Source organism: Capnocytophaga sp. oral taxon 323, from assembly GCF_001278825.1.
GTDB lineage: Bacteria > Bacteroidota > Bacteroidia > Flavobacteriales > Flavobacteriaceae > Capnocytophaga > Capnocytophaga ochracea.
In genome coordinates this window covers 43,211-63,816 of sequence record NZ_CP012589.1, presented here as the reverse complement: position 1 = coordinate 63,816, position 20,606 = coordinate 43,211, and the positions used below count along the sequence as shown (strand labels likewise).

Sequence of the window (20,606 nt, the reverse complement as noted above, 5' to 3'; positions counted from 1 at the left end):
TCTTCTTATCCAGCTTGCTAATTTTCAAATTCCCAAAATTTCCAAATTGATTTTATGCAAAAGATATTCAGTCTTCTGCTATTCAGTTGTGCATTCTCCCTATATGCGCAAGAAACGTTGCAACTGCAAATAGAAGACACTCAAAAACTACCCTTAGGCAATGCGGTAGTGCATTTCGTTGGAAAGCACTTTATAAGCGATGCCGATGGGAAGGTAACGATAAAAAAACTCAGCAAGGGCTCTTACCCTATCAAAGTAACCTATTTAGGCTATCACGATTACGAAAGTACTGTCATCATTCCACACTCACAACCTCTTGTGATTATAATGAAAGAAGCAGTGAGCGTACTCGAAGGGACTACCGTATCAGGGCATACAACTCAGCAGTATGTGAGAGGCTTAACCCCTTCTATCATATCCATTTCGCTCAAAAGAAATAGCTTGATAGAGAAACAAGGCGACGATTTAGCCAAAGTGCTCACCTCTATATCGGGGGTATCGATGATACAAACAGGCGCAACTATTGCCAAACCGGTAATTCACGGCTTGCACAGCAATCGTATCTTGATACTCAACAACGAAGTGCGCCAAGAAGGACAACAATGGGGTGCCGACCACGCTCCCGAAATCGACCCTTTGGTAGCCGACCAAATAACGGTGGTAAAAGGTGCTGAATCGGTGCGTTATGGCTCTGATGCCTTAGGTGGAGTGATTCTCATAGAACAAAAAAAACTCCCTTATAGCGACGGTCTGCACGCCAACTTAGCTTCTTCGTTTGGCTCTAACGGACGCAAATTAAGTACTACGTTAAAAGTCGAAAGTTCAGTCCCCGAGTTACCTTCTTGGGCGTGGCGTGTACAAGGAACTTTGAAGCGTTCAGGCGACATCAGTACAGCTAATTACCTACTGAATAACACTGCTGCTCGTGAAGCCAATTTCTCAGTAGCAACAGGCGTTCAGAAGGAAAAAGGTACTGCCGAAATATTTTACAGTAGGTATGAGAACGAAAGCAGTGTGTTCTACGGTTCGCATATTGGGAATTTAGACGATTTGCTCGCTCGGTTCGAAATTGGAAGACCGCTTACCACCTATCCGTTTTCGTATAGCATCAATGCACCCAAGCAAAAAGTAGTGCACCACCTGTTAAAAGGTAAAGCGTTCTATTTCTTGCCCTTCGGAGGAAAACTCACCGCACAATACGCTTTTCAGAAAGATATTCGTCAGGAGTTCAGTGTTCGCCGAATGGACAGAACCCGCATCCCAGCCTTAAATATGGAGCTCACTACCCACGCACTCGATGTGTATTGGGAAAACGCTTACAGCAAATGGAAGAGTACCATAGGGGGTAGTTTCAACAAGCAGGACAACTACAACCAACCCGGTACGGGGGTAGTACCTGTAATCCCTAACTATGCCTCTCTTAGTTATGGTGCTTTTGCAATACAACGTTTTCAGCGAGATGCTTGGTTATTAGAAGCAGGTGTGCGTTACGACTATAAGTACCTCAATGCCGATGGTTATGATATGTACTCACAGCGTTACGGAGGCGAACACAACTTCCATAATTTCACCTATACCTTAGGAGGAACAATGCCTCTCTGGCGAGTTTCACAACTGAAATCTAACATAGGCATAGCGTGGCGTGCTCCTCAGGTGAACGAACTGTACAGTAGCGGACTTCATCACGGCGCAGGCACTTATGATTTAGGTGACGATAAGCTCGAATCAGAAACAGGAGTGAAGTGGGTTACCTCACTTTTGCTAAACAATGAGAATAAACGTTGGAATGTAAATCTCGACCTTTATATCCAATATATTAAGAATTACATTTACGATTATCCTACCGGCGAAGTGCAAACCCTCTTTTCAGGCGTGTATCCTATCTTTCAGTACACCCAAGCCAATGCGTTTTTTAGAGGTGCTGACCTCGATGCTACTCTTCGTTTGCTAAACAAAAACAGAGTAGCACAAGTAGGCAATCCTACAAGTTTAGACTACCATTTGAAAGCCTCAGTAGTATGGGCTAACGAAGTGAAAACAGGGCGTTACTTTCCGTTTATCCCTGCCCCTCGTTTGAGTCAGTCGCTAGAATATAACAAAACGCATCGCAACAGTTTATTGAGCCGTATGAGTGCTAGCATAGGACATACTTTTGTAGCCAAGCAAACACGCTTTGAGCCCTCACAAGAGTTAGTACCTACTACACCTGATGCCTATCACCTTTTCGAGGCGAGCATAGGAGGTACTTTGGATATCGGCAAACGCCAAACCCTGGACATAAGGTTATCCGCCGAAAACCTTTTTAACACCGAATATAAGGAATACACTAATCGTTTTAGGTATTATGCCCACGATTTGGGTAGGAACGTATATTTAAGAATAAATTACAATTTTTAAACACTATTAAAATGAAAAAGATATCTTATTATTTAAAAGCTATTAGTCTAATAGCATTAGTATGTTTTACAATGGGCAGTTGTAGTAAAGACGACACTAAACCCACTCCTCCAAACGATGAAACCAAAGACAGAGGGCACGATATGCCCGACAAAGTACAGTTTATCATTACCAATTTAGGGACTAACGAGGTGCAAGAGCGCACCGCCAACAAGTCAGCTAAAGGAATAGTATATGACATCACCGAGCCTATAAAATGGCAAGTGGGACACGAATATCGTTTCGAGATTGTCTATTACAACAATGGAGCTCGTATGAACCACGAGTTTGTAAGTGCCAAAATGGCTCCTATTCATCAGCACTTCTTTCAGTTATTTCAAGGAGAGTATCCTAAAGATGAAGCGGGAAGAACCGCTATGGTAACGGCTATGAACAAAGCCCTAAGCTATGTATATCAGGATACCGACCCCGAAAATGGTACTTACGGCACACAAGGGGTGAAATTACGCTTGCGCACTTGGGATAAAACCAACCCTGAGCAACGCGACCCTATTGGACTAAAAGGCGTCTTTCACATTAAAGACGAGGCTACCGCAGGTGATTACAAGTTGCGCATCAAGTTAGCACACTTTCTTATTGCTAATAAGCTCAACCCTAAAACTCAAGAAGAGCGTCCATACAACGTAGTGGAGTATTCTAATGCCTTCACCTCAGACTCCGATATGACAGTACCTATACAGATTATTCGTTAGCTGTGTGTATTATGAACTTTGCCAAAATTTTAAACTTTGGCAAAGGTGATACCTCGCTAATACATTATTTACAAAACAATAACTTTTAATATTAAAAAACGATGAAAAGAATATATTATATCTTAAAAATCAGTTTATTTTTACTATTTGTAACAATAACCCTAAATTCTTGCAGTAAGGACAAAGACCCAGAAAACCCTATTATTACAGACCCTACTGAATTTGCGTGGAGCAAACTCGAAGTGCGCTTTACCAAAGGGCATTCTCACGGCTATTTTCACGGAAACCCCGATTACCCTGTGAAATACCTCAAAACAGTACAACGTTTCTATTTTAATAACATAAATGGAGTGCCTACACCTGCTACCGATAACCCTACTGCTATCCGCTGGGAAGGAACTGATGTAGTGGCTGATGATCACCACGATGAAGATGAGGACGAAGATGCTCTCCACAATCATCAGCACAATGCAGGCGTGAGCTTATACGGTATAGAATTGATTTTTTACGACAAAGACGGCAAGCGTGTAAATGCACAACTGAGCACCGGTGATGCTCCTAATCACTACCAATTCTTCTTTATCGCAAATAATTTTTCAGCAGTAGCCAGCAATACAACTGTGCCTACCCAAGCTGAAGCACTCGACTACAAATATCGTGATACTAATCCTGAAGAGTTGTACATCAAAGGCGGTGGTTTTGATAAAAACCCTAATGCCCCTAAAGGAGTACTTCGTAAAGAGCAGATAGGCTTGAAAGGCTTTTTTGAAGTAAAAAGAACCTATATAAACTTCGATTTACAAATCGTATTAGGTGTTTTTGCCACCAAGCCCGCAAATCTAGCCTATAATACTGTGCCTGCTAATAAAGTGTTAGATGTAAAAATACCTATACATATCTACACAGACCTTTTGCGAGAAGACAAGACGGTAGAAGATGCAATGCGCGAGTTTGGCGTTAGTAAAGCCGAAATAAAAAAAGATCAAGACGACATTATAGCTTCTGATCTTTCTCCTGAAAGCAGTGGTACCTTTTTATAATTTTGTGCATATCACTTAGCAATAATAAAAGAGACTGTTCTTTTTTAAGGAACAGTCTCTTTTTTTAAACAATAAGTAAAGCTAATAAAACTAGTTTATACTCGTTTTACTCCTATTACCCTCCGTTCATTCTATATCTGTTCGCGTGTTTTGCACCGTTCATTGTTCGTCTTTTGTTCGTCTTTTGTTCGTCTTTTGTTCGTCTTAGCTTCGCTCTTCCTTCAAATAAACATTGATATTCAGATACATTTTCCTCCTCAAAACATTTTTCTCTCTTTACTTTTCACTAAAATATCTCAACTTGCTCACAGCATAAAAAGTTATCAAACGAGTTAAAACAATTGTACGAAGTTATAACATACTCTTTACTCTCTACCTTTTATCTTTCACCTGAATTGAGAAATTATCTCATCAAAATTTGCACATTCAAATAATTGTTGTAATTTAGCCGAAATTTTCGAATTGTATCAACAACTAAAAACAACTATACTATGGGAAAAGGATTTTTTAAGGTTCCTAAAGCTACCAACGAACCCGTAAAAAGTTATGCGCCAGGAAGTACTGAGCGTGAGGCTGTACTACAAGCCTATAAAGAATTGTGGAATACTAAAGTAGATGCCCCTCTCTATATTGGAGGTGAAGCCGTACGTACAGGTCAGACAGGTGAAATGCATTCCCCTCACGACCATAAGCACTCATTGGGTGTTTACCACAAAGCGAGCAAAGAACACGTGCAACAAGCCATCGAAGCAGCGCTAAAGGCGCGTACTCATTGGGCTAACCTTGCGTGGGAAGAACGCGCTGCTATCTTTTTAAAAGCGGCCGACCTCATTGCAGGTCCTTATCGTGCTAAAATGAACGCTGCTACTATGATAGCGCAGTCTAAAACCGTACACCAAGCCGAAATAGATTCTGCTTGCGAGCTAATAGACTTCTTGCGCTTCAATGTGCAATTTATGGCTAATATTTATAACGACCAGCCTAACTCTTCCGAAGGCGTATGGAATCGTGTAGAATACCGTCCGTTGGAAGGTTTTGTATATGCTGTAACGCCTTTTAACTTCACCGCTATCTCAGGCAACCTCCCTACCAGTGCTGCCCTTATGGGAAATGTAGTCATTTGGAAGCCAAGTACTTCACAAATATTTTCCGCTGAAATGATAGTAGAAGTCCTCAGAAAAGCAGGTTTACCCGATGGTGTTATCAACGTATTGCACGGCGATGCAGCTATGATTACCGATACTGTTTTAGCAAGCCCTCATTTCGCAGGTATTCATTTTACAGGCTCTACCGAAGTATTTCAAGATATTTGGAAAAAGATAGGTAACAATATTCATCTCTATCGCTCTTATCCTAAAATTGTAGGTGAAACAGGTGGTAAAGACTTTATCATCGCCCACCCAAGTGCTTGCCCCAAACAAGTAGCTACGGCTATTACTCGTGGAGCTTTTGAATATCAAGGACAAAAATGTAGTGCTGCTTCTCGCGTGTACTTACCTAAATCGAAGGCAGACGAAACGCTGAAATTGGTAAAAAAAGATGTACTCTCTTTCAAAATGGGTTCTCCTGAAAACTTTGAGAACTTCATCACTGCGGTAATTCACGAACATTCTTTCGATAAATTAGCTAAATATATAGACCAAGCTAAAAAAGACAAAGATGCCGAGATTTTTGTAGGTGGTGGATATGATAAAAGCAAAGGATACTTTATAGAACCTACCGTGATTGTAACCACCAATCCACATTACACCACTATGGAAACCGAACTTTTCGGACCTATAGTAACTGTGTATGTATATGATGACTCTAAATGGGAAGAAACCTTAAAACTCGTTGATGAAACTTCAGTTTATGCACTCACAGGAGCTGTATTTGGTACTTGTCGTTATGCGTTAGACGAAGCAGTAAAAGTACTCGAAAACGCAGCGGGTAATTTCTATATCAACGATAAACCTACGGGAGCCGTAGTAGGGCAACAACCTTTCGGTGGTGCACGCGCCTCAGGTACTAACGACAAAGCTGGGTCTGCCCAAAACCTATTGCGCTGGGTATCGCCACGCCTTATCAAAGAAACTTTTGTACCACCAGTAGACTATCGTTATCCATTCTTAGGATAATAAATAAAATTTTAACTTTGCCAAAGTTCTCTGCCCGTGTAGCTCGCACCTTTGGCAAAGTTTCTCTTAAATCTATATAAAAACAGTTCCCTTACAAACACTTGTATTTGTGGATTGTCCCTCTTCGGGGGTTCGGGGGCTTAATTAATCATAAAACACTAAACATTAATCATTAGACATTAAATGGAATGGCTTTGGAACTTGATGACTAACCACGAGAGTGTGGCTTACACTGTGATAGTGTATAGCGTGGTCATCGCAGTAGGAGTTGCTTTAGGAAAAATTAAAATATTTGGCATCTCTTTTGGTATTGCTTGGGTACTTTTCGCAGGTATCGCTATGGCCGAATTAGGATTCACTGTAAACCCCCATATTCAACATTTTGTAAAAGAGTTCGGATTGATTCTGTTCGTATACACCATCGGACTACAAGTAGGCCCTGGCTTTTTGCCTCCTTCCAAAAAGAAGGCATTAAATTCAATCTCTTGGCAGTACTCTCTATTGTGAGTTGTGTACTTACTGTAATTGCTATCCACTACATCACCCAAACCGATATGGGTACCTTGGTAGGTATAATGTCAGGTGCCGTAACCAATACCCCAGGGTTAGGAGCTGCTCAAGCTACTTTAGAAGATGTATTTAAAGGCGACCCAGCTACAATGCCGAACCTCTCTACCGCCTATGCTGTTGCTTATCCTTTTGGGGTGTTAGGAATTATCTTGGTAATGTTAGGGCTCAAAGCCTTCTTAAAAGTGAATTTAGATGTTGAAAAACGTTTAAATTCTGTACGTCACTCTAAAGATCAAGTAGTGATCAATCGATTCGCGATAAAAGTAAGCAATCCTGCCCTCTTTGGTAAAAAATTGAGCGTTATCAAACAAACTCTTGATTTCGACTTTACCATCTCGCGTATGTGTAGAAAAGGAGAGATTATATTAGCTAGTGCCGACACACTGATAGAAGAAGGCGACATCGTACTGATAGTAGCTAACCAAAAAGAAAATGAGAAGTTTTTGACCCTAATAGGTGACAGCGTTTCCATTTTGGATTATTTCCCTGATGTAAAAGATATGCGCTATACTTCACGCCGTATCAACGTTACCCAACGTGCTATTTTCACTAAAACTCTTGCAGAGCTCGATGTACGCAAACGTTTTGGAGTAACCATCACTCGTGTATATCGTGCAGGTATTGAGTTTGTGCCTGCTGCCGATACCAAATTACAGTTTGGTGATACCATTACTGTAATAGGCGATGAATCGCACATACAACTCGTAAGCAAAGAGTTCGGTAATTCTAAACGACGTATGCAAACCCCTCACATAGCTGAGCTCTTTATGGGTATTACTCTTGGTGTATTATTAGGTAGTATTCCTTTCGCTATCCCTGGCATACCTGTACCTGTAAAATTAGGGTTAGCGGGAGGCCCTCTGATTGTTGCCATTCTTATCAGCCGTTATGGCGGTAAATTCTCAGTAACTCACTACGTATCGCAAAGTGCCAACCTGATGGTACGAGAGATAGGTATTGTGCTCTTCCTTGCCAGTGTAGGCTTAGACGCAGGAGCTACTTTTATAGAAACTATCTTGCACGGACAAGGCTTGTACTGGATGTGTTTAGGAGCACTCATCACTCTTATACCACTTATTATCACCTCTTTAGTAGCACGATTTAAAGCAAAATTAGACTATTTGGGTATCTGCGGATTACTCTCTGGAGCTTCAACCGACCCGCCAGCTTTGGCTTTTGCTAATGATATGTCGAACTCCGAGATTCCCGCACTCACTTATGCAAGTGTATATCCGCTTACTACATTCTTGCGAATAATGGTAGCACAATTATTGATTGTATTTTTTGTGTGACGTTTCAAAAAAAGTTGTACTTTTGCCCTCTGAAAGAATAAAATATTATGTTTGAAAATATGATGGATATGGTGGGCAAACTCCAAGAAATCAAGGACTTTTGGATAGTTGCCTTAAACAAAACCATTAAGAGTGCTACCGATAAAAATGAAGCTACCTTGGCTGAAGTAGCCAAACAAGAGCTTCCGTTTAACTTTTAAAATATAAATCTATGGGTAAAATAATAGCTATTGCAAACCAAAAAGGAGGAGTAGGTAAAACCACTACTTCCGTGAACTTAGCCGCCGCATTGGGCGTATTGGAGAAAAAAGTATTACTCATCGATGCCGATCCGCAGGCAAATGCTACTTCTGGCATAGGTATTGATGTAGATTCTATTGAGCACGGTACTTACGAGCTTTTGGAACACACTATGGAGGCTAAAGATATGATTGTTCACACCAGCTCTCCTAATCTCGACCTTATCGCTGCTCACATCAACTTAGTGGCTATTGAGATTGAGCTCGTAGACAAAGAACAACGAGAATATATGCTCAAAAAAGCCTTAGAGTCTATCAAAGACCAATACGATTACATTTTAATAGACTGTGCACCCTCGTTGGGACTTATCACCCTGAATGCTCTTACAGCAGCTAACTCGGTGATTATACCTATCCAGTGTGAGTATTTCGCTTTGGAAGGGTTGGGTAAACTTCTTAATACTATCAAGAGTGTACAAAAAACCTTCAATCCCAATTTGGATATCGAAGGCTTATTACTCACTATGTACGATGCGCGCTTACGTTTGTCTAACCAAGTGGTAGAAGAGGTACAAAAACACTTCAGCGATATGGTATTCAAAACCATTATTCAGCGTAATGTACGCCTTAGTGAAGCACCTAGTTTTGGTGAAACTATCATCAACTACGATGCTACCAGCAAAGGGGCTACCAATCACATCAACTTAGCTCAAGAGATTATAGATAAAAACAAAACAGTATAATGACAAAACCTGCTAAAAAACCTGCCTTGGGGAGAGGTATTTCAGCTATTTTTGGCAATAGCCCCGAAGTGGCTATTAATTCTATCAAAGATAAAAATGCCGATAAGATTGTAGGAAATATCATAGAACTTGAACTCGACCTGATAGAAACGAACCCTTTTCAGCCTCGTACTTCTTTTAATGAAGAAGAGCTACAAGGGCTCGCTTCCTCTATTGAGGAATTAGGGGTAGTGCAACCTATCACTGTACGCAAACTCGACGGAGAAAACAAATATCAACTCATTTCGGGCGAACGCCGTTTCAGAGCTTCTAAATTAGCTGGACTGAAAACCATTCCTGCCTATATTCGCATTGCTGATGACAACGAGTCGCTCACAATGGCTTTGGTAGAGAATATTCAGCGTCAAGATTTAGACCCCATAGAGATTGCTCTTTCTTATCAACAGCTCATCGAGCAGGTGAATCTCACTCAAGACCAAATGAGCAAACGTGTGGGCAAGAAACGTTCTACCATTACAAACTATTTGCGTTTGCTCAAACTCGCTCCTATCATTCAAACAGGCATACGCGACGGATTCATTTCTATGGGGCACGGTCGTGCAATAATCGCCATAGAAAACCCTGAACAACAAGCAGAAGTATACCAGCGTATCATTTCCGATAACCTATCAGTGCGTGATACCGAAGAGTTAGTGCGCCGCTTGCAAAACTCCGAAACTTCTAATGTGGTAAGTATTCAAATCCCTAAAAGCAATAGTAAAACTGAAGTACCTACTTATATCAAAGAAAATATGAGTAGTTTTAATCATTTTTTTGGTACTAAAGTTACTGTAAAGATGAGCAAGAACGGCAAAGGTAGCCTTACCATTCCTTTTAGTTCAGAGGAAGATTTCAAACGTATTCAAAGTTTATTACACAAAAAGGATGAGTAGAAAGATTGTTTTGATAATAGCCCTACTTATGGGAGTGGGTATTTCGTATGCACAAGACGATACAGAGGAAGTGGTAAAAACACCCTCTGACTCTGTGCAGATAGCTGTTATGCAAGACAATATGAAAAAAGTCCCTTGGAATACCGACCCTCTTTCGCCTGCTAAAGCTGCCTTCTATTCAGCTGTTATCCCAGGTTTAGGTCAGATATACAACAAGAGCTATTGGAAAGTACCTTTGGTGTATATTGCTATCGGTACCCCAATATACTTCTACATACAAAACTCTAAGGAATACGATCGTTACCTCACTGCCTACAAACGTCGTCAACAAGGATTTACCGATGATGAATTTTATGGCACTACCCCCAGTGGACAACCGCGTCTCAGTACCGATGGATTAAGACGAGGCATACAGTTCTATCGTCGTAATAAAGAGCTTTCTATTCTTATAGGGATAGGCTTATATGCCCTAAACATCATTGAGGCGAATGTCGATGCACATCTCAAACAATTCAATGTAGATGAACGCCTCACAGTAGAGCCTTTCATTCAACACGATTTCCTCACACAGCCCCAATTTGGCTTGACACTCAACTATAAATCCAAGAAATAATGACCACACAAAATCTATTAGAAACCTTGCGCCACATTGTTGGTGCAAAGTACGTTATTACCGACCCTTCAAAAACTGAACGTTACCGCACTGGGTATCGTTTTGGTACCGGAAATGCAATTGCCGTGGTGCGTCCCGCTACTTTGTGGGAACAATGGCAAGTACTCGAAGCTTGTGTAGCAGCTGATGTAATTGTAATTTCACAAGCTGCCAATACAGGTATCACGGGAGGGTCTAATCCTTTTGGTAACGATTACGACCGCGATGTAGTAATCATCAACACGATGCGTAATGACAATATTCAGCTTATACTTGATGCCAAACAAGCTATATGTCTTACAGGAGCAACACTCAACCACTTGGAACAAGAGTTAAAACCCCATAATCGCGAACCTCATTCAGTAATAGGCTCCTCTTGCATTGGGGCTTCAGTTATTGGAGGCGTGTGCAACAATTCTGGCGGTTCTTTAGTACAACGTGGTCCTGCTTATACTGAAATGGCTCTCTATGCCCAACGCAATGCCAACGGTAAATTAGAACTTATTAATCACTTAGGTATTGATTTAGGAAGTACTCCTAAGGAAATACTTACCAATCTGCAAGAGGGTAGATACCAAGCAAAGGATATTCACACTTCTGATAAGAAAGGACACGATCACGACTATTGTAACCACGTACGTGAGATTAATGCCAATACGCCTGCTCGCTTCAATGCCGACCCAACTCGCTTATACGAAGCCTCAGGTAGTGCAGGTCGTTTAGGAGTTTTTGCCGTACGCGTGGATACTTTCCCTGCCGAGAAAAAAACAGCTGTATTCTATATAGGTACTAACAACACAGCGGTACTTACCAAATTGCGCCGTGATATGCTCGGTACTTTCGAAGAAATTCCTATTTCTGGCGAGTATATTCACCGTACCGCCTTTGATATCGCTGCTAAATACGGTAAAGATACTTTTTGGTATATCAAAAATGTAGGTACTGAATACTTACCCAAGCTCTTTTCTCTCAAAGCGTGGGGCGACCGCGTAGCTAAAAAACTACCTTTTATGCCCAACCATTTCAGTGAAAAATTCTTACAATTCACCTCTAAACTAATGCCTCAACACCTCCCCAAAATATTGTGGGACTACCGCAACCAATACGAGCACCATCTCATTTTAAAAATGGGAGGCAAAGGAGTTGACGAAGCTAGGGCTTATTTGCAAAAAGAATTTGCCGATAGTACTAAAGGAGCTTATATAGAGTGTGATGCCAAACTTGCACAAGCAGCAATGCTCTTGCGCTTTGCAGTGGCTTCAGCAGCTATTCGCTATCGTTCAGTACACGAGGACGAGGTAGAAGATATCGTCGCTTTAGACATCGCTTTGCGTCGCAATGATGAAGATTGGTTTGAAAAGCTTCCTCCTGAACTCGACGCTAAGATACTTTACAAATTGTACTATGGACACTTTATGTGCCACGTATTCCATCAAGATTACGTGATTAAGAAAGGTTACAACTGTGAGGAAATAGAAGAAGAGATGCTCAAAATATTAGACACTCGTGGCGCACAATATCCTGCAGAACACAATGTAGGACATTTATATCACGCTAACGACGACCTTAAGAACTTTTACAACTCTCTTGACCCTACCAATAGCTTTAACCCAGGTATTGGTAAGACCTCTAAGAAAAAAGATTGGAAATAGAAACTCATAGTATTACATATTTATTTAGAGAGGCTACCTCAAAAAGTTTTGAGGTAGCCTCTCTTTTTTGTTTTTCTTTATCACTTCATACCTTCTCTATAATCACGTGGCGTTATTTTAGTAGCTTGTTTAAAGACTGTACTAAAATACTTAGAAGAATTAAATCCTACTTCAAAAGCTATATCAGTAACTGATTTTTCCGTTTGTTTTAAGAGCTGGCAAGCTACTTCTATGCGATACTTATTGATATATTCACTGATACCAATGCCTGTAATTTGTTTCATTTTATTATACACCGAAGCACGACTCATTGCCATTGCTTCAGAAATCATTGTTACATCTAAGTCGATATTACTATAGTGTTTTTTGATGATTTCATTAAGTTTTATCATAAACACTTCGTCAGCATTGCTGATAGTAGTAAGTGCAGGTGAAGGAATCAATAGTTCTTTTTCATAACGTTGCTTGATGAGCTCTTTTTGTTTGAGCAAATTACCTATTACTGAAAGCAAAAGATCTATATCAAAAGGTTTAGAGAGATAAGCATCGGCACCTAATTTATAGCCTATCTTTTGACTTTCGGTATCACTTTTAGCCGTGAGTAATATTACGGGAATATGACTGATTTGCAAATGCTCTTTCACCTCTTTACACAACTGATAACCATTCATTACAGGCATCATCACATCGCTAATGATAATATCGGGCTGGTGCGTTTTTAATAACAACAAAGCCTCCTCACCATTTACTGCTTTTAAAACGCTTTTAAACAACGGACGAAGTTCATCATAAAGATAATTTAAAAAATCAGGATTATCATCTACTAAGAGTACAGAATACATAGAGGTATCCATAGTTACTGCTATCTTCTCTGGGGCTTCAGTTTGTTCTTCTTCACCTTCAAACTTGTGAAGGACGCCCTCAGTGCTATGAGAATAAGGTAATTCTACATAAAAAACTGTTTGCTCTTCTTCATCTTGATAAGCCCCAATAGTACCGAGATGTTTCTCGACTAATTCTTTACAATAAGCCAACCCTATACCACTACCTCGCTGGTTGTGTTTTCCTTGTTCAAAACGAGTAAAGAGCTTATCCATATCAATATTATGCAATCCTATACCGGTATTTTCTACTTGAAAACGCACTTTTTGTTCGTTATAACTACTGCGAATGTGTATAGTAGAATACTCATTACTAAACTTTACTGCATTCATTAGTAGATTAGAAAGGACTACCCTTATCTTAGCACTATCCAACTCTACAGGGGGTAGATTTTTATCGAGGTGTAGTTCTAAACTTATGTGCTTTGTTTCAAATTCTTGTTCAAAATCTTTAGCACTATCGGTGATAAGGTGATTCAAATCAGTATAGGCTTTGGTGAGTGTATTTTCTAACGAAGTATTACGGTTGTAGTCTAATACCCAATTGATAATATTCTTCATAGTAGTAGCTTGACGGAAAGCACTCTCTAACTGGGTTTTCTGTGAACGCGTGAGTTTACCACTCTCGGTATGATTAAGCAGACGCTTTAACGGTGCATAAATGAGGGTAAGAGGCGTGCGCAATTCGTGACTTACATTGGTGAGGAATTGTATTTTATCTTCATTGAGTTCCTGCTGATGCAAAGCTATTTGCCATTTGAGTTGTTGCTTTTTACGACGCAAATAACCCCACATTACACCTGCAATAATAGCCAACAAAAGCAAAGAAACTCCTACCAAAAAAGAAGTGCGTTGATACCACACAGGAAGCACTTCGAAGTTGAGCAATGAGGTATCTTTCGTCCAATAGCCATTTTTAGTCATACAAGCGACTTCTACTTGGTATTTTCCTACTGAAAGCAAAGAGATATCTAAACTATTGTCATAGGTTTCAATCACCGAAGTTTGGGCGTTATTTTTAATCTTAAAACGGAAGAGTATGCGCCTAAACATATCTTTTTCATTCAATCCTACATTTAGTTTTAAGGTATTGAAATAAGGGGGTACCTCTTTAGGAAAGTTTTCAGCGGTATATATTTTGCCGTTCAATTCTATATTTTGCAAAAAGAGTAAAGGAGTACTACTCTCTTCGGTGTAAATATTCTTATTTATCTTCACAAAACCACCAACTCCTCCCATATAGATGTAAGAGGAAGGCAACAACTGTACATAACCTGTAAGCACATCGTTGTGGAGAAAGCCATCGGAATCGTCCCAAATCATTATCTTCTTATCGGGAATATGATAAGAAAACAGCACATTGGAAGCATTAATCCACAAACGCTGTTCAGTATCGAGTTGCATATAGCTAATTTGGTGGAACATATTATCGGTTCCTACGGCACTTAGCTTCTTTTGTGGTATCGCATAACTAAACAACCCATTGGAAGTAGCAATCCAAAGGGTGTGATGAGCTTTATCATTGCATACTGCGCTAATAGTATACCCCTCATTAAGGGTTAGATAACGTGTTATCTTAGCTTCCGATAACTTCATTTGGTAGAGTACATTTCCTTTGGAGAGAAATAAAGTATCACCTTGTTGTGCTTTGAGCTGTAAGGCATTTTTAGGAGTAAGCCCTTCGGCAAAAGAAATTTTATTAAACTCTTTGTTTTGAAGATTATACAGATAGGTGTTTTTAGCTGTAATGAGTATTTTATCTTTATCAATGTGATATACAAAGGGAGTAAAGCCTGCGTGACACTCTTGCTGGTCAGTAGCTTCATCGATGAGCAAGAAAGGAGTGTAGGAACGACTCAGAATATTATATATGAAAAGACCTTTGCCATAGAGAGAGACCAATAACTCATTAGGTGAAAAGTAAGTAATAGAAGAAACCTTATCGTTATACGTATTGGTATGATGTACAAATTGTTCTGTTTTGGGGTTAAAAGCATTGATACCTCCTCCATCGGTGCCTATCCATATGATACCATTGGGAGCTTCGAACAAACTTATCACAGCGCGTTCACTTAACCCATTGCTACTTCCTAACGCACTATCGGTATAAGTCTTAATATAGGTTTCTTTAAAGAGAAAAACGCCATCGCGCACTGTACCTGCCCAAAGGTTATGATTAGGATCTTCATAAAGCACTGTAATGGAATTGACCGGCAAGGAATGTATATTACCGGCACTATGCTGAATATTGTAAAAAGTGTTCTTCTCAGGACTAAAAACCGATACTCCTCCCCCATCGGTGGCTAACCATATATTGCCTTTATAAGGCTTGATATCTAAGATAATATCATTGGACAAAAGAGTATTGTGAGTATCGTAATGTGAGCGCAATTCACCTGCAAGGGTAGCACGAAAAAGCCCTTTTTGAAAAATAGAATAATACACTTCTTTGCGTTGTGCATCATAATACAAAGAACTCAGTGGGCTTGTATTTTCAATAAACAAACTCAACAGTTCTGAGGTAAGAGAATACTTATAAATACCATCGTTTTCAGTACCTACAAGAAAGGTTGTATTATCAACAGGACATAGATAGGTAATGAGGCATTCTTTATCTTTTGTTTTAGGTTCTTTCCTCAAAGGCAAACGCCCTATATTTTTAGTTTTGTAGTTATACTGGTAGATAGCACTATATCCACCAAAGTAAACCCCTTGCTCAGTAGCACAAATGGAGAAGAGTTGTTGCTGGATTTTAGAGGTAAAAGTATCTTTATTTGGGTCGTATTGCCATACGCCTTTATCGGTTACAGCCCAAAGGTTATGCTGGGTATCTTCATAAAGATGATAGATGTAAGACTCAGTATACCTTTTGATATGATTACGGTCTACCCTATTGATACCCTGGCGAGTACCTATCCACAAAATTCCCTTATGGTCACGTACAATAGCGGTAACGCCCGATTGAGAGAGACCGTGTTCAATGGAAATACGTTTAAAATAGTATTCCGTAGGGTTTTGCCCGTAGATTACCCACGTAAAAAAAAGTAAGATACAAGTGCCAAGCACCGATGGTAGTTTTATTATCTTCATTAGGTTATTCAGGGTATTCGATGCGCACGTGATAGATATTGGTAAGTTTGCTTTTAAATATGCGTTTGATAGCTTCGATTTCTTTGAAAGATATATCGGAATTGGCAAACTGATTATCGTCTAACTGTTTTTTGATAATACGGTCTACAAACTCATTGAGAGCTTCGAAGGTAGGATTTTTGAGGCTCTTAGTAGCTGCTTCAACCGAATCAGCCATCATAAGAATAGCGGTTTCTTTGGAGAAAGGAATAGGACCTGGATAACGGAAGTCTTCTTCCTTAGTACCTTCGGGATTTAAGTCTAAGGCTTTGCGATAGAAATAATAAGTAAGACTGCGCCCGTGATGGGTTTTAATGAAATCGATAATGCGTTTTGGCAGTTTGTTTTTATGAGCGAGTTCTACTCCATCGGCTACGTGCTTGATAATCACCTTAGCGCTTTGTTCAGGAGTGAGCTGGTCGTGAGGGTTGAGGCTTGTTTTTTGGTTTTCGGTAAAGTAAATAGGGTTTTCCATCTTACCGATGTCGTGATAGAGGGCACCTACACGCACCAAGAGGGTATTAGCTCCAATCTCGGCAGCAGCAGCTTCGGCAAGATTAGCCACTTGCATAGAGTGCTGGAAGGTGCCTGGAGCTTTTTCGGAGAGCTGACGCAAGAGCTTGGTATTTGTATCGGAGAGTTCCAAGAGAGAGACATCGGAAACTAAGCCAAAAGTACGTTCGTAGATATATGTAAAGGGTTGCGAAAAAAGAATACCAATACCATTGAGGATAAAAAGAGTAAGTAAAGAGATATCGAGCCCTTTGAGTGTTCCTTCGGTAATGGTGTGGAAAGCGATATAAATAATTAAATAGGCAGCCGTGATGAGTCCCGCCGATACAAAACTGCTCAATCGGTAGTGCATTCCCTTAGGGGTAAGAATGATAGCCATAGCAGCCACAATCTGTATGAATACAAACTGGAAGCTATTGGGCACAATAAAGCCTGTGATGAGTATGGTACTGATATACACAAAGAGGACGGTACGCAAATCGAAAAACGACTTGAGAATGAGCACCATCATTCCTACGGGGACAATATAGATATAATCGGGGAAATACCTTGAAATGAGCCCTACGAAAAGAATCATACTGAGCATATTGAGTAAAATAACACTCAATTTAAGGTTGCTTTTATATAATTTATTTTCGTATATTTTTAAGTATAACGCCATCAGTAGCAATACCATAGCTACTAACGTGTAATAACCTAAAAGCGACCAATTATAGTTGTTCTGACTCCACGTCTGGGTTTCGTACTCGTCTTTGAGCGACAACAGGGTATTCAGTTTTTCGCCCTCTACCAATTCACCTTTGGCAATGATGAGTTTCCCTTTATTTACCCAACCGCGCGTATAGACTATCTCTTTAAGGTTTTGAGTAAGCGCTTTTTGAGTGAAATTTTGGTCGATTACGAGGTTAGGAGTAAGGATTTCAAAGAAAAGGTCGTAGTAATTTTTGTGATACTCATTATAAGGGGCGGTATCGAAATAGTTTTTAATAGCTGTTGCCAACTGTTGAAGATATAACACACGTTCGGCAGGCACTTCTACTATTTGATTGTTATGCTTGATAATGAAGATTTCAGAAGGGCTAAACGCAGGCTGATTAAGCATCACTCCATTGTGATAGCTTTCCGCTAAAAAAGCCTCAGCTTTTTTAAGCAAGAGTTCTCGTTTATCGTCGGGCAGATGTTTAAAATAAGCGTACTTTTTCTGTTCAAACTTTTGCTTAGCACTCACAAAGGCGGTAGTATCTTGCTTGTAATACACCGTAGATTGGTTGGTTATTTGTTGTTTTTCGGCTTTTATTTGCTCTTCTGTTTTCTTTAAGGGAAAATCAAAAGGGGCATATAGGTTTTCGTGTTGCCAAAGCTCTCCTTTGCGAAATTCGTATTTAAATTTCGCTTTTTCGGGAAATACTTGCAAGATGAGTACTAAGGCTATAGCAAAGGCTAAAACCTTGAACACAAGTGATTTTTTAATAAATGCTTTGATATTTTTGAGCGTTATCATCGTTTTTCCTTTCTCAAATGTAGATGTAAATGCAATGCAAAGATAAGAAATAATTTTTTAATACCAAAAATGTCGATAATACCATAATTCAACTTTGCCAAAGGTGCAAGCCGCACAGGCAGTCGTAGCACGACAGGCAAAGAAAATTAGTAAATTAGAGAATTGGTAAATGAGGTGCGAGCTACAAGAAAAGCACCAGCGGAGGTATTGTCAGTTTATTCAACTTTGCCAAAGTTTGAAACTTTGGCAAAGTGTGTACCGCAAAGACGATGAGTTGGGACTATCAAGAGAATTCGGAAGATATCGGAGAGATTCGGAAGAAGGTTAAGAGGAATTTTGATGAAAAAAAGCTATAAGGAGGGTGGGGGTAGCTTATAGAGAGCTTATAGGAAGCTTATACGAATCTTGGACGATTGGTATAGAAAGGGTATATAAATAGTTGATTAATAATATGATACAATAGGACTAAAAATGTTAAAAACGGGGTTTCGAGGCGAAAGAAAGAGGAAGAGGTGATAGGACTTAAGCCATAGGCACTAGGGGAAGTATGACGGGAAAGGGGAAGTGTAGCGACGGAAAAAGTGAAGGTGATGTGGTGAAAACTTCTCGCTGGCAGTCTTCAAAAGGGGAAATGTGGTGACGAAGAAGTGGAGGAAAGAAAAAAATATTTCCTATTTAATTAAAAAAAATAATGTACATTTGCAAAAAGAAATACAAGTATAACTGACCTATGTTTATTTATTTGCAGCTATTAAAGGAGAGTTTTAACTTCGCAATCAAATCGTTGCGAGACAATAAGCTCCGCACTTTCCTTTCGTTATTGGGTGTAACGGTGGGAATCTTCTCTATTATATCGGTATTGGCGGCGGTTGATTCACTGAATAGAAGTATTCAAGAGAGCCTTTCGGGGTTAGACAAGAATATGATAAACGTCTCTAAATTCTCTTTTGCTCCTACCGATGTGCCCCGCTGGCAACGCTTGAACTTTCCGCAAGTTAGCTATCAGGAATATGAATTTATGAAGCGTGAAATACCTAATACTGAAGCTGTGGTGTATGAATTGTTTGGGGTATTTTCGACGATAAAATACAATGGCAAAACGATTCCGTCGCCTACTATACAATCTACTTCGGCAGGAGTTGAACAAATAAGTGATATTAGGATAGAAAAAGGTAGGTTTTACAACGAAGCTGAAGCGAATGCCGGTACTGCGGTAGTTATATTAGGGCATAATCTGGCTGAACAGCTTTTTGGTGAGGAAGACCCTATGAATAAAGAGATACGCATTTTTGGTCGCCGACTCACAGTTATTGGGGTACTGAAAAAATATGGCGAACTGGGGGGAGGTCCCGATGATAATGCTTATGTGCCAGCTAATTTCGTAAGAGGATTTATGAATACAGGTCCACAAGGGCTACCCAGTGGAGTAGTGTTAAAGCCTAAAAAAGGAGTAGATATGGCGGAGTATGAAGCGGTATTGCGCCAGAAATTCCGTGCTTATCGCGGACTCAAACCTGAGGATATAGATAACTTCTTTGTCAATAAAATATCGTCGTTTACCGATATGATAGACGAGACGATTAGTATGATGAATGTGGTGGGCTGGATTATAGGAGGCTTTTCAATCTTGGTAGGGGGCTTTGGTATTGCTAATATTATGTTTGTGAGCGTGAAAGAACGCACGAGCCTTATAGGAGTACAAAAGTCGTTAGGAGCTAAAAACCAGTTTATCTTGTTTCAGTTTTTGTTTGAAGCGGTGCTTTTGGCTATCATCGGAGGACTTTTTGGGTTGTTCTTTGTGTGGTTACTAACCTTTATAATTCGGAGCAGTAGTGATGGGTTTAATTTTGTGCTATCGTTTAAGAACGTAGCGATAGGCTTAGGAATCTCGTTTGTAGTAGGTTTACTTTCGGGTATTATACCTGCATCGTCGGCTGCACGGCTCAATCCTGTGGAAGCGATTAGAACCGGACAGTAATGTAAAATGATTTTAATATATTTAGTAAGAAAAGAAATTTTATAGGAAGAAAAAGAGAAATATAACTCTCTCATTTTCTACAAGTAAAAAAATAATTAACAATTCATCTTAAAATTTAACACTTTTTTTATGGAGTATGTCAAAAATATTTACTTATTTTGTAGCGAAGAAAGGTGAGAACCTTGCTTGAGAAACTGAGTTTACTAATCAACTAAATT

At 39.8% G+C, this 20,606-nt stretch carries 12 protein-coding genes and 1 pseudogene; 11 read left to right on the top strand and 2 right to left on the bottom strand.

The genetic code is table 11. The features are described from left to right. Positions 1-54: 54 nt before the first annotated feature. From AM608_RS00260 to dld, 10 genes and pseudogenes are all read left to right on the top strand, one after another. Positions 55-2,397, top strand: a complete 2,343-nt coding sequence (locus tag AM608_RS00260) for a TonB-dependent receptor plug domain-containing protein (protein WP_053580365.1) — start codon at positions 55-57, stop codon at positions 2,395-2,397. Positions 2,398-2,408: 11 nt separating this feature from the next. Further along, entirely contained in the window at positions 2,409-3,149 is a 741-nt protein-coding gene (locus AM608_RS00255; RefSeq protein ID WP_053580364.1) for a hypothetical protein, read from the top strand. 101 nt (positions 3,150-3,250) lie between these two features. After that, positions 3,251-4,189 (top strand): hypothetical protein, encoded by a 939-nt coding sequence (locus tag AM608_RS00250; RefSeq protein ID WP_053580363.1) that lies wholly within the window; start codon positions 3,251-3,253, stop codon positions 4,187-4,189. A gap of 491 nt (positions 4,190-4,680) precedes the next feature. Next, on the top strand, positions 4,681-6,306 hold the full coding sequence (gene pruA, locus AM608_RS00245; protein WP_053580362.1) for an L-glutamate gamma-semialdehyde dehydrogenase: 1,626 nt from the start codon (positions 4,681-4,683) through the stop codon (positions 6,304-6,306). Between the two features lie 183 nt (positions 6,307-6,489). Then, positions 6,490-8,168: pseudogene (locus tag AM608_RS00240) on the top strand (putative transporter). A gap of 47 nt (positions 8,169-8,215) precedes the next feature. After that, positions 8,216-8,368, top strand: a complete 153-nt coding sequence (locus AM608_RS12200; protein ID WP_053580361.1) for a hypothetical protein — start codon at positions 8,216-8,218, stop codon at positions 8,366-8,368. Positions 8,369-8,379: 11 nt separating this feature from the next. Further along, positions 8,380-9,150: a ParA family protein gene (locus AM608_RS00230; RefSeq protein ID WP_053580360.1), complete on the top strand. Its 771-nt coding sequence runs from the start codon at positions 8,380-8,382 to the stop codon at positions 9,148-9,150. Continuing rightward, a complete protein-coding gene (locus tag AM608_RS00225; protein ID WP_053580359.1) occupies positions 9,150-10,082 on the top strand; it encodes a ParB/RepB/Spo0J family partition protein in 933 nt (310 codons plus the stop codon). Before AM608_RS00230 ends, AM608_RS00225 begins: the two co-directional genes overlap by 1 nt. Next, a complete protein-coding gene (locus AM608_RS00220; RefSeq protein ID WP_009411757.1) occupies positions 10,075-10,695 on the top strand; it encodes a DUF5683 domain-containing protein in 621 nt (206 codons plus the stop codon). The genes AM608_RS00225 and AM608_RS00220 overlap by 8 nt, the downstream gene beginning before the upstream one ends. Next, on the top strand, positions 10,695-12,386 hold the full coding sequence (gene dld / locus AM608_RS00215) for a D-lactate dehydrogenase (protein WP_053580358.1): 1,692 nt from the start codon (positions 10,695-10,697) through the stop codon (positions 12,384-12,386). Before AM608_RS00220 ends, dld begins: the two co-directional genes overlap by 1 nt. A gap of 80 nt (positions 12,387-12,466) precedes the next feature. On the opposite strand, the gene AM608_RS00210 is transcribed toward dld, so the two are convergent. Next, complete coding sequence (locus AM608_RS00210; RefSeq protein WP_053580357.1) at positions 12,467-16,357, bottom strand: response regulator; 3,891 nt, start codon at positions 16,355-16,357, stop codon at positions 12,467-12,469. Between the two features lie 4 nt (positions 16,358-16,361). Continuing rightward, on the bottom strand, positions 16,362-18,410 hold the full coding sequence (locus tag AM608_RS00205) for an HD family phosphohydrolase (protein ID WP_053580356.1): 2,049 nt from the start codon (positions 18,408-18,410) through the stop codon (positions 16,362-16,364). Positions 18,411-19,140: 730 nt separating this feature from the next. Here AM608_RS00205 and AM608_RS00200 point away from each other — a divergent pair. Further along, positions 19,141-20,388 (top strand): ABC transporter permease, encoded by a 1,248-nt coding sequence (locus tag AM608_RS00200; RefSeq protein ID WP_053580355.1) that lies wholly within the window; start codon positions 19,141-19,143, stop codon positions 20,386-20,388. Positions 20,389-20,606: the final 218 nt, after the last annotated feature.

Bases quoted from the DNA above. Each gene is read 5' to 3' on its own strand.
- AM608_RS00260 (WP_053580365.1), top strand. From the start codon at position 55: ATGCAAAAGATATTCAGTCTTCTGCTATTCAGTTGTGCATTCTCCCTA.
- AM608_RS00255 (WP_053580364.1), top strand. From the start codon at position 2,409: ATGAAAAAGATATCTTATTATTTAAAAGCTATTAGTCTAATAGCATTA.
- AM608_RS00250 (WP_053580363.1), top strand. From the start codon at position 3,251: ATGAAAAGAATATATTATATCTTAAAAATCAGTTTATTTTTACTATTT.
- pruA (WP_053580362.1), top strand. From the start codon at position 4,681: ATGGGAAAAGGATTTTTTAAGGTTCCTAAAGCTACCAACGAACCCGTA.
- AM608_RS12200 (WP_053580361.1), top strand. From the start codon at position 8,216: ATGTTTGAAAATATGATGGATATGGTGGGCAAACTCCAAGAAATCAAG.
- AM608_RS00230 (WP_053580360.1), top strand. From the start codon at position 8,380: ATGGGTAAAATAATAGCTATTGCAAACCAAAAAGGAGGAGTAGGTAAA.
- AM608_RS00225 (WP_053580359.1), top strand. From the start codon at position 9,150: ATGACAAAACCTGCTAAAAAACCTGCCTTGGGGAGAGGTATTTCAGCT.
- AM608_RS00220 (WP_009411757.1), top strand. From the start codon at position 10,075: ATGAGTAGAAAGATTGTTTTGATAATAGCCCTACTTATGGGAGTGGGT.
- dld (WP_053580358.1), top strand. From the start codon at position 10,695: ATGACCACACAAAATCTATTAGAAACCTTGCGCCACATTGTTGGTGCA.
- AM608_RS00210 (WP_053580357.1), bottom strand. From the start codon at position 16,357: ATGAAGATAATAAAACTACCATCGGTGCTTGGCACTTGTATCTTACTT.
- AM608_RS00205 (WP_053580356.1), bottom strand. From the start codon at position 18,410: ATGATAACGCTCAAAAATATCAAAGCATTTATTAAAAAATCACTTGTG.
- AM608_RS00200 (WP_053580355.1), top strand. From the start codon at position 19,141: ATGTTTATTTATTTGCAGCTATTAAAGGAGAGTTTTAACTTCGCAATC.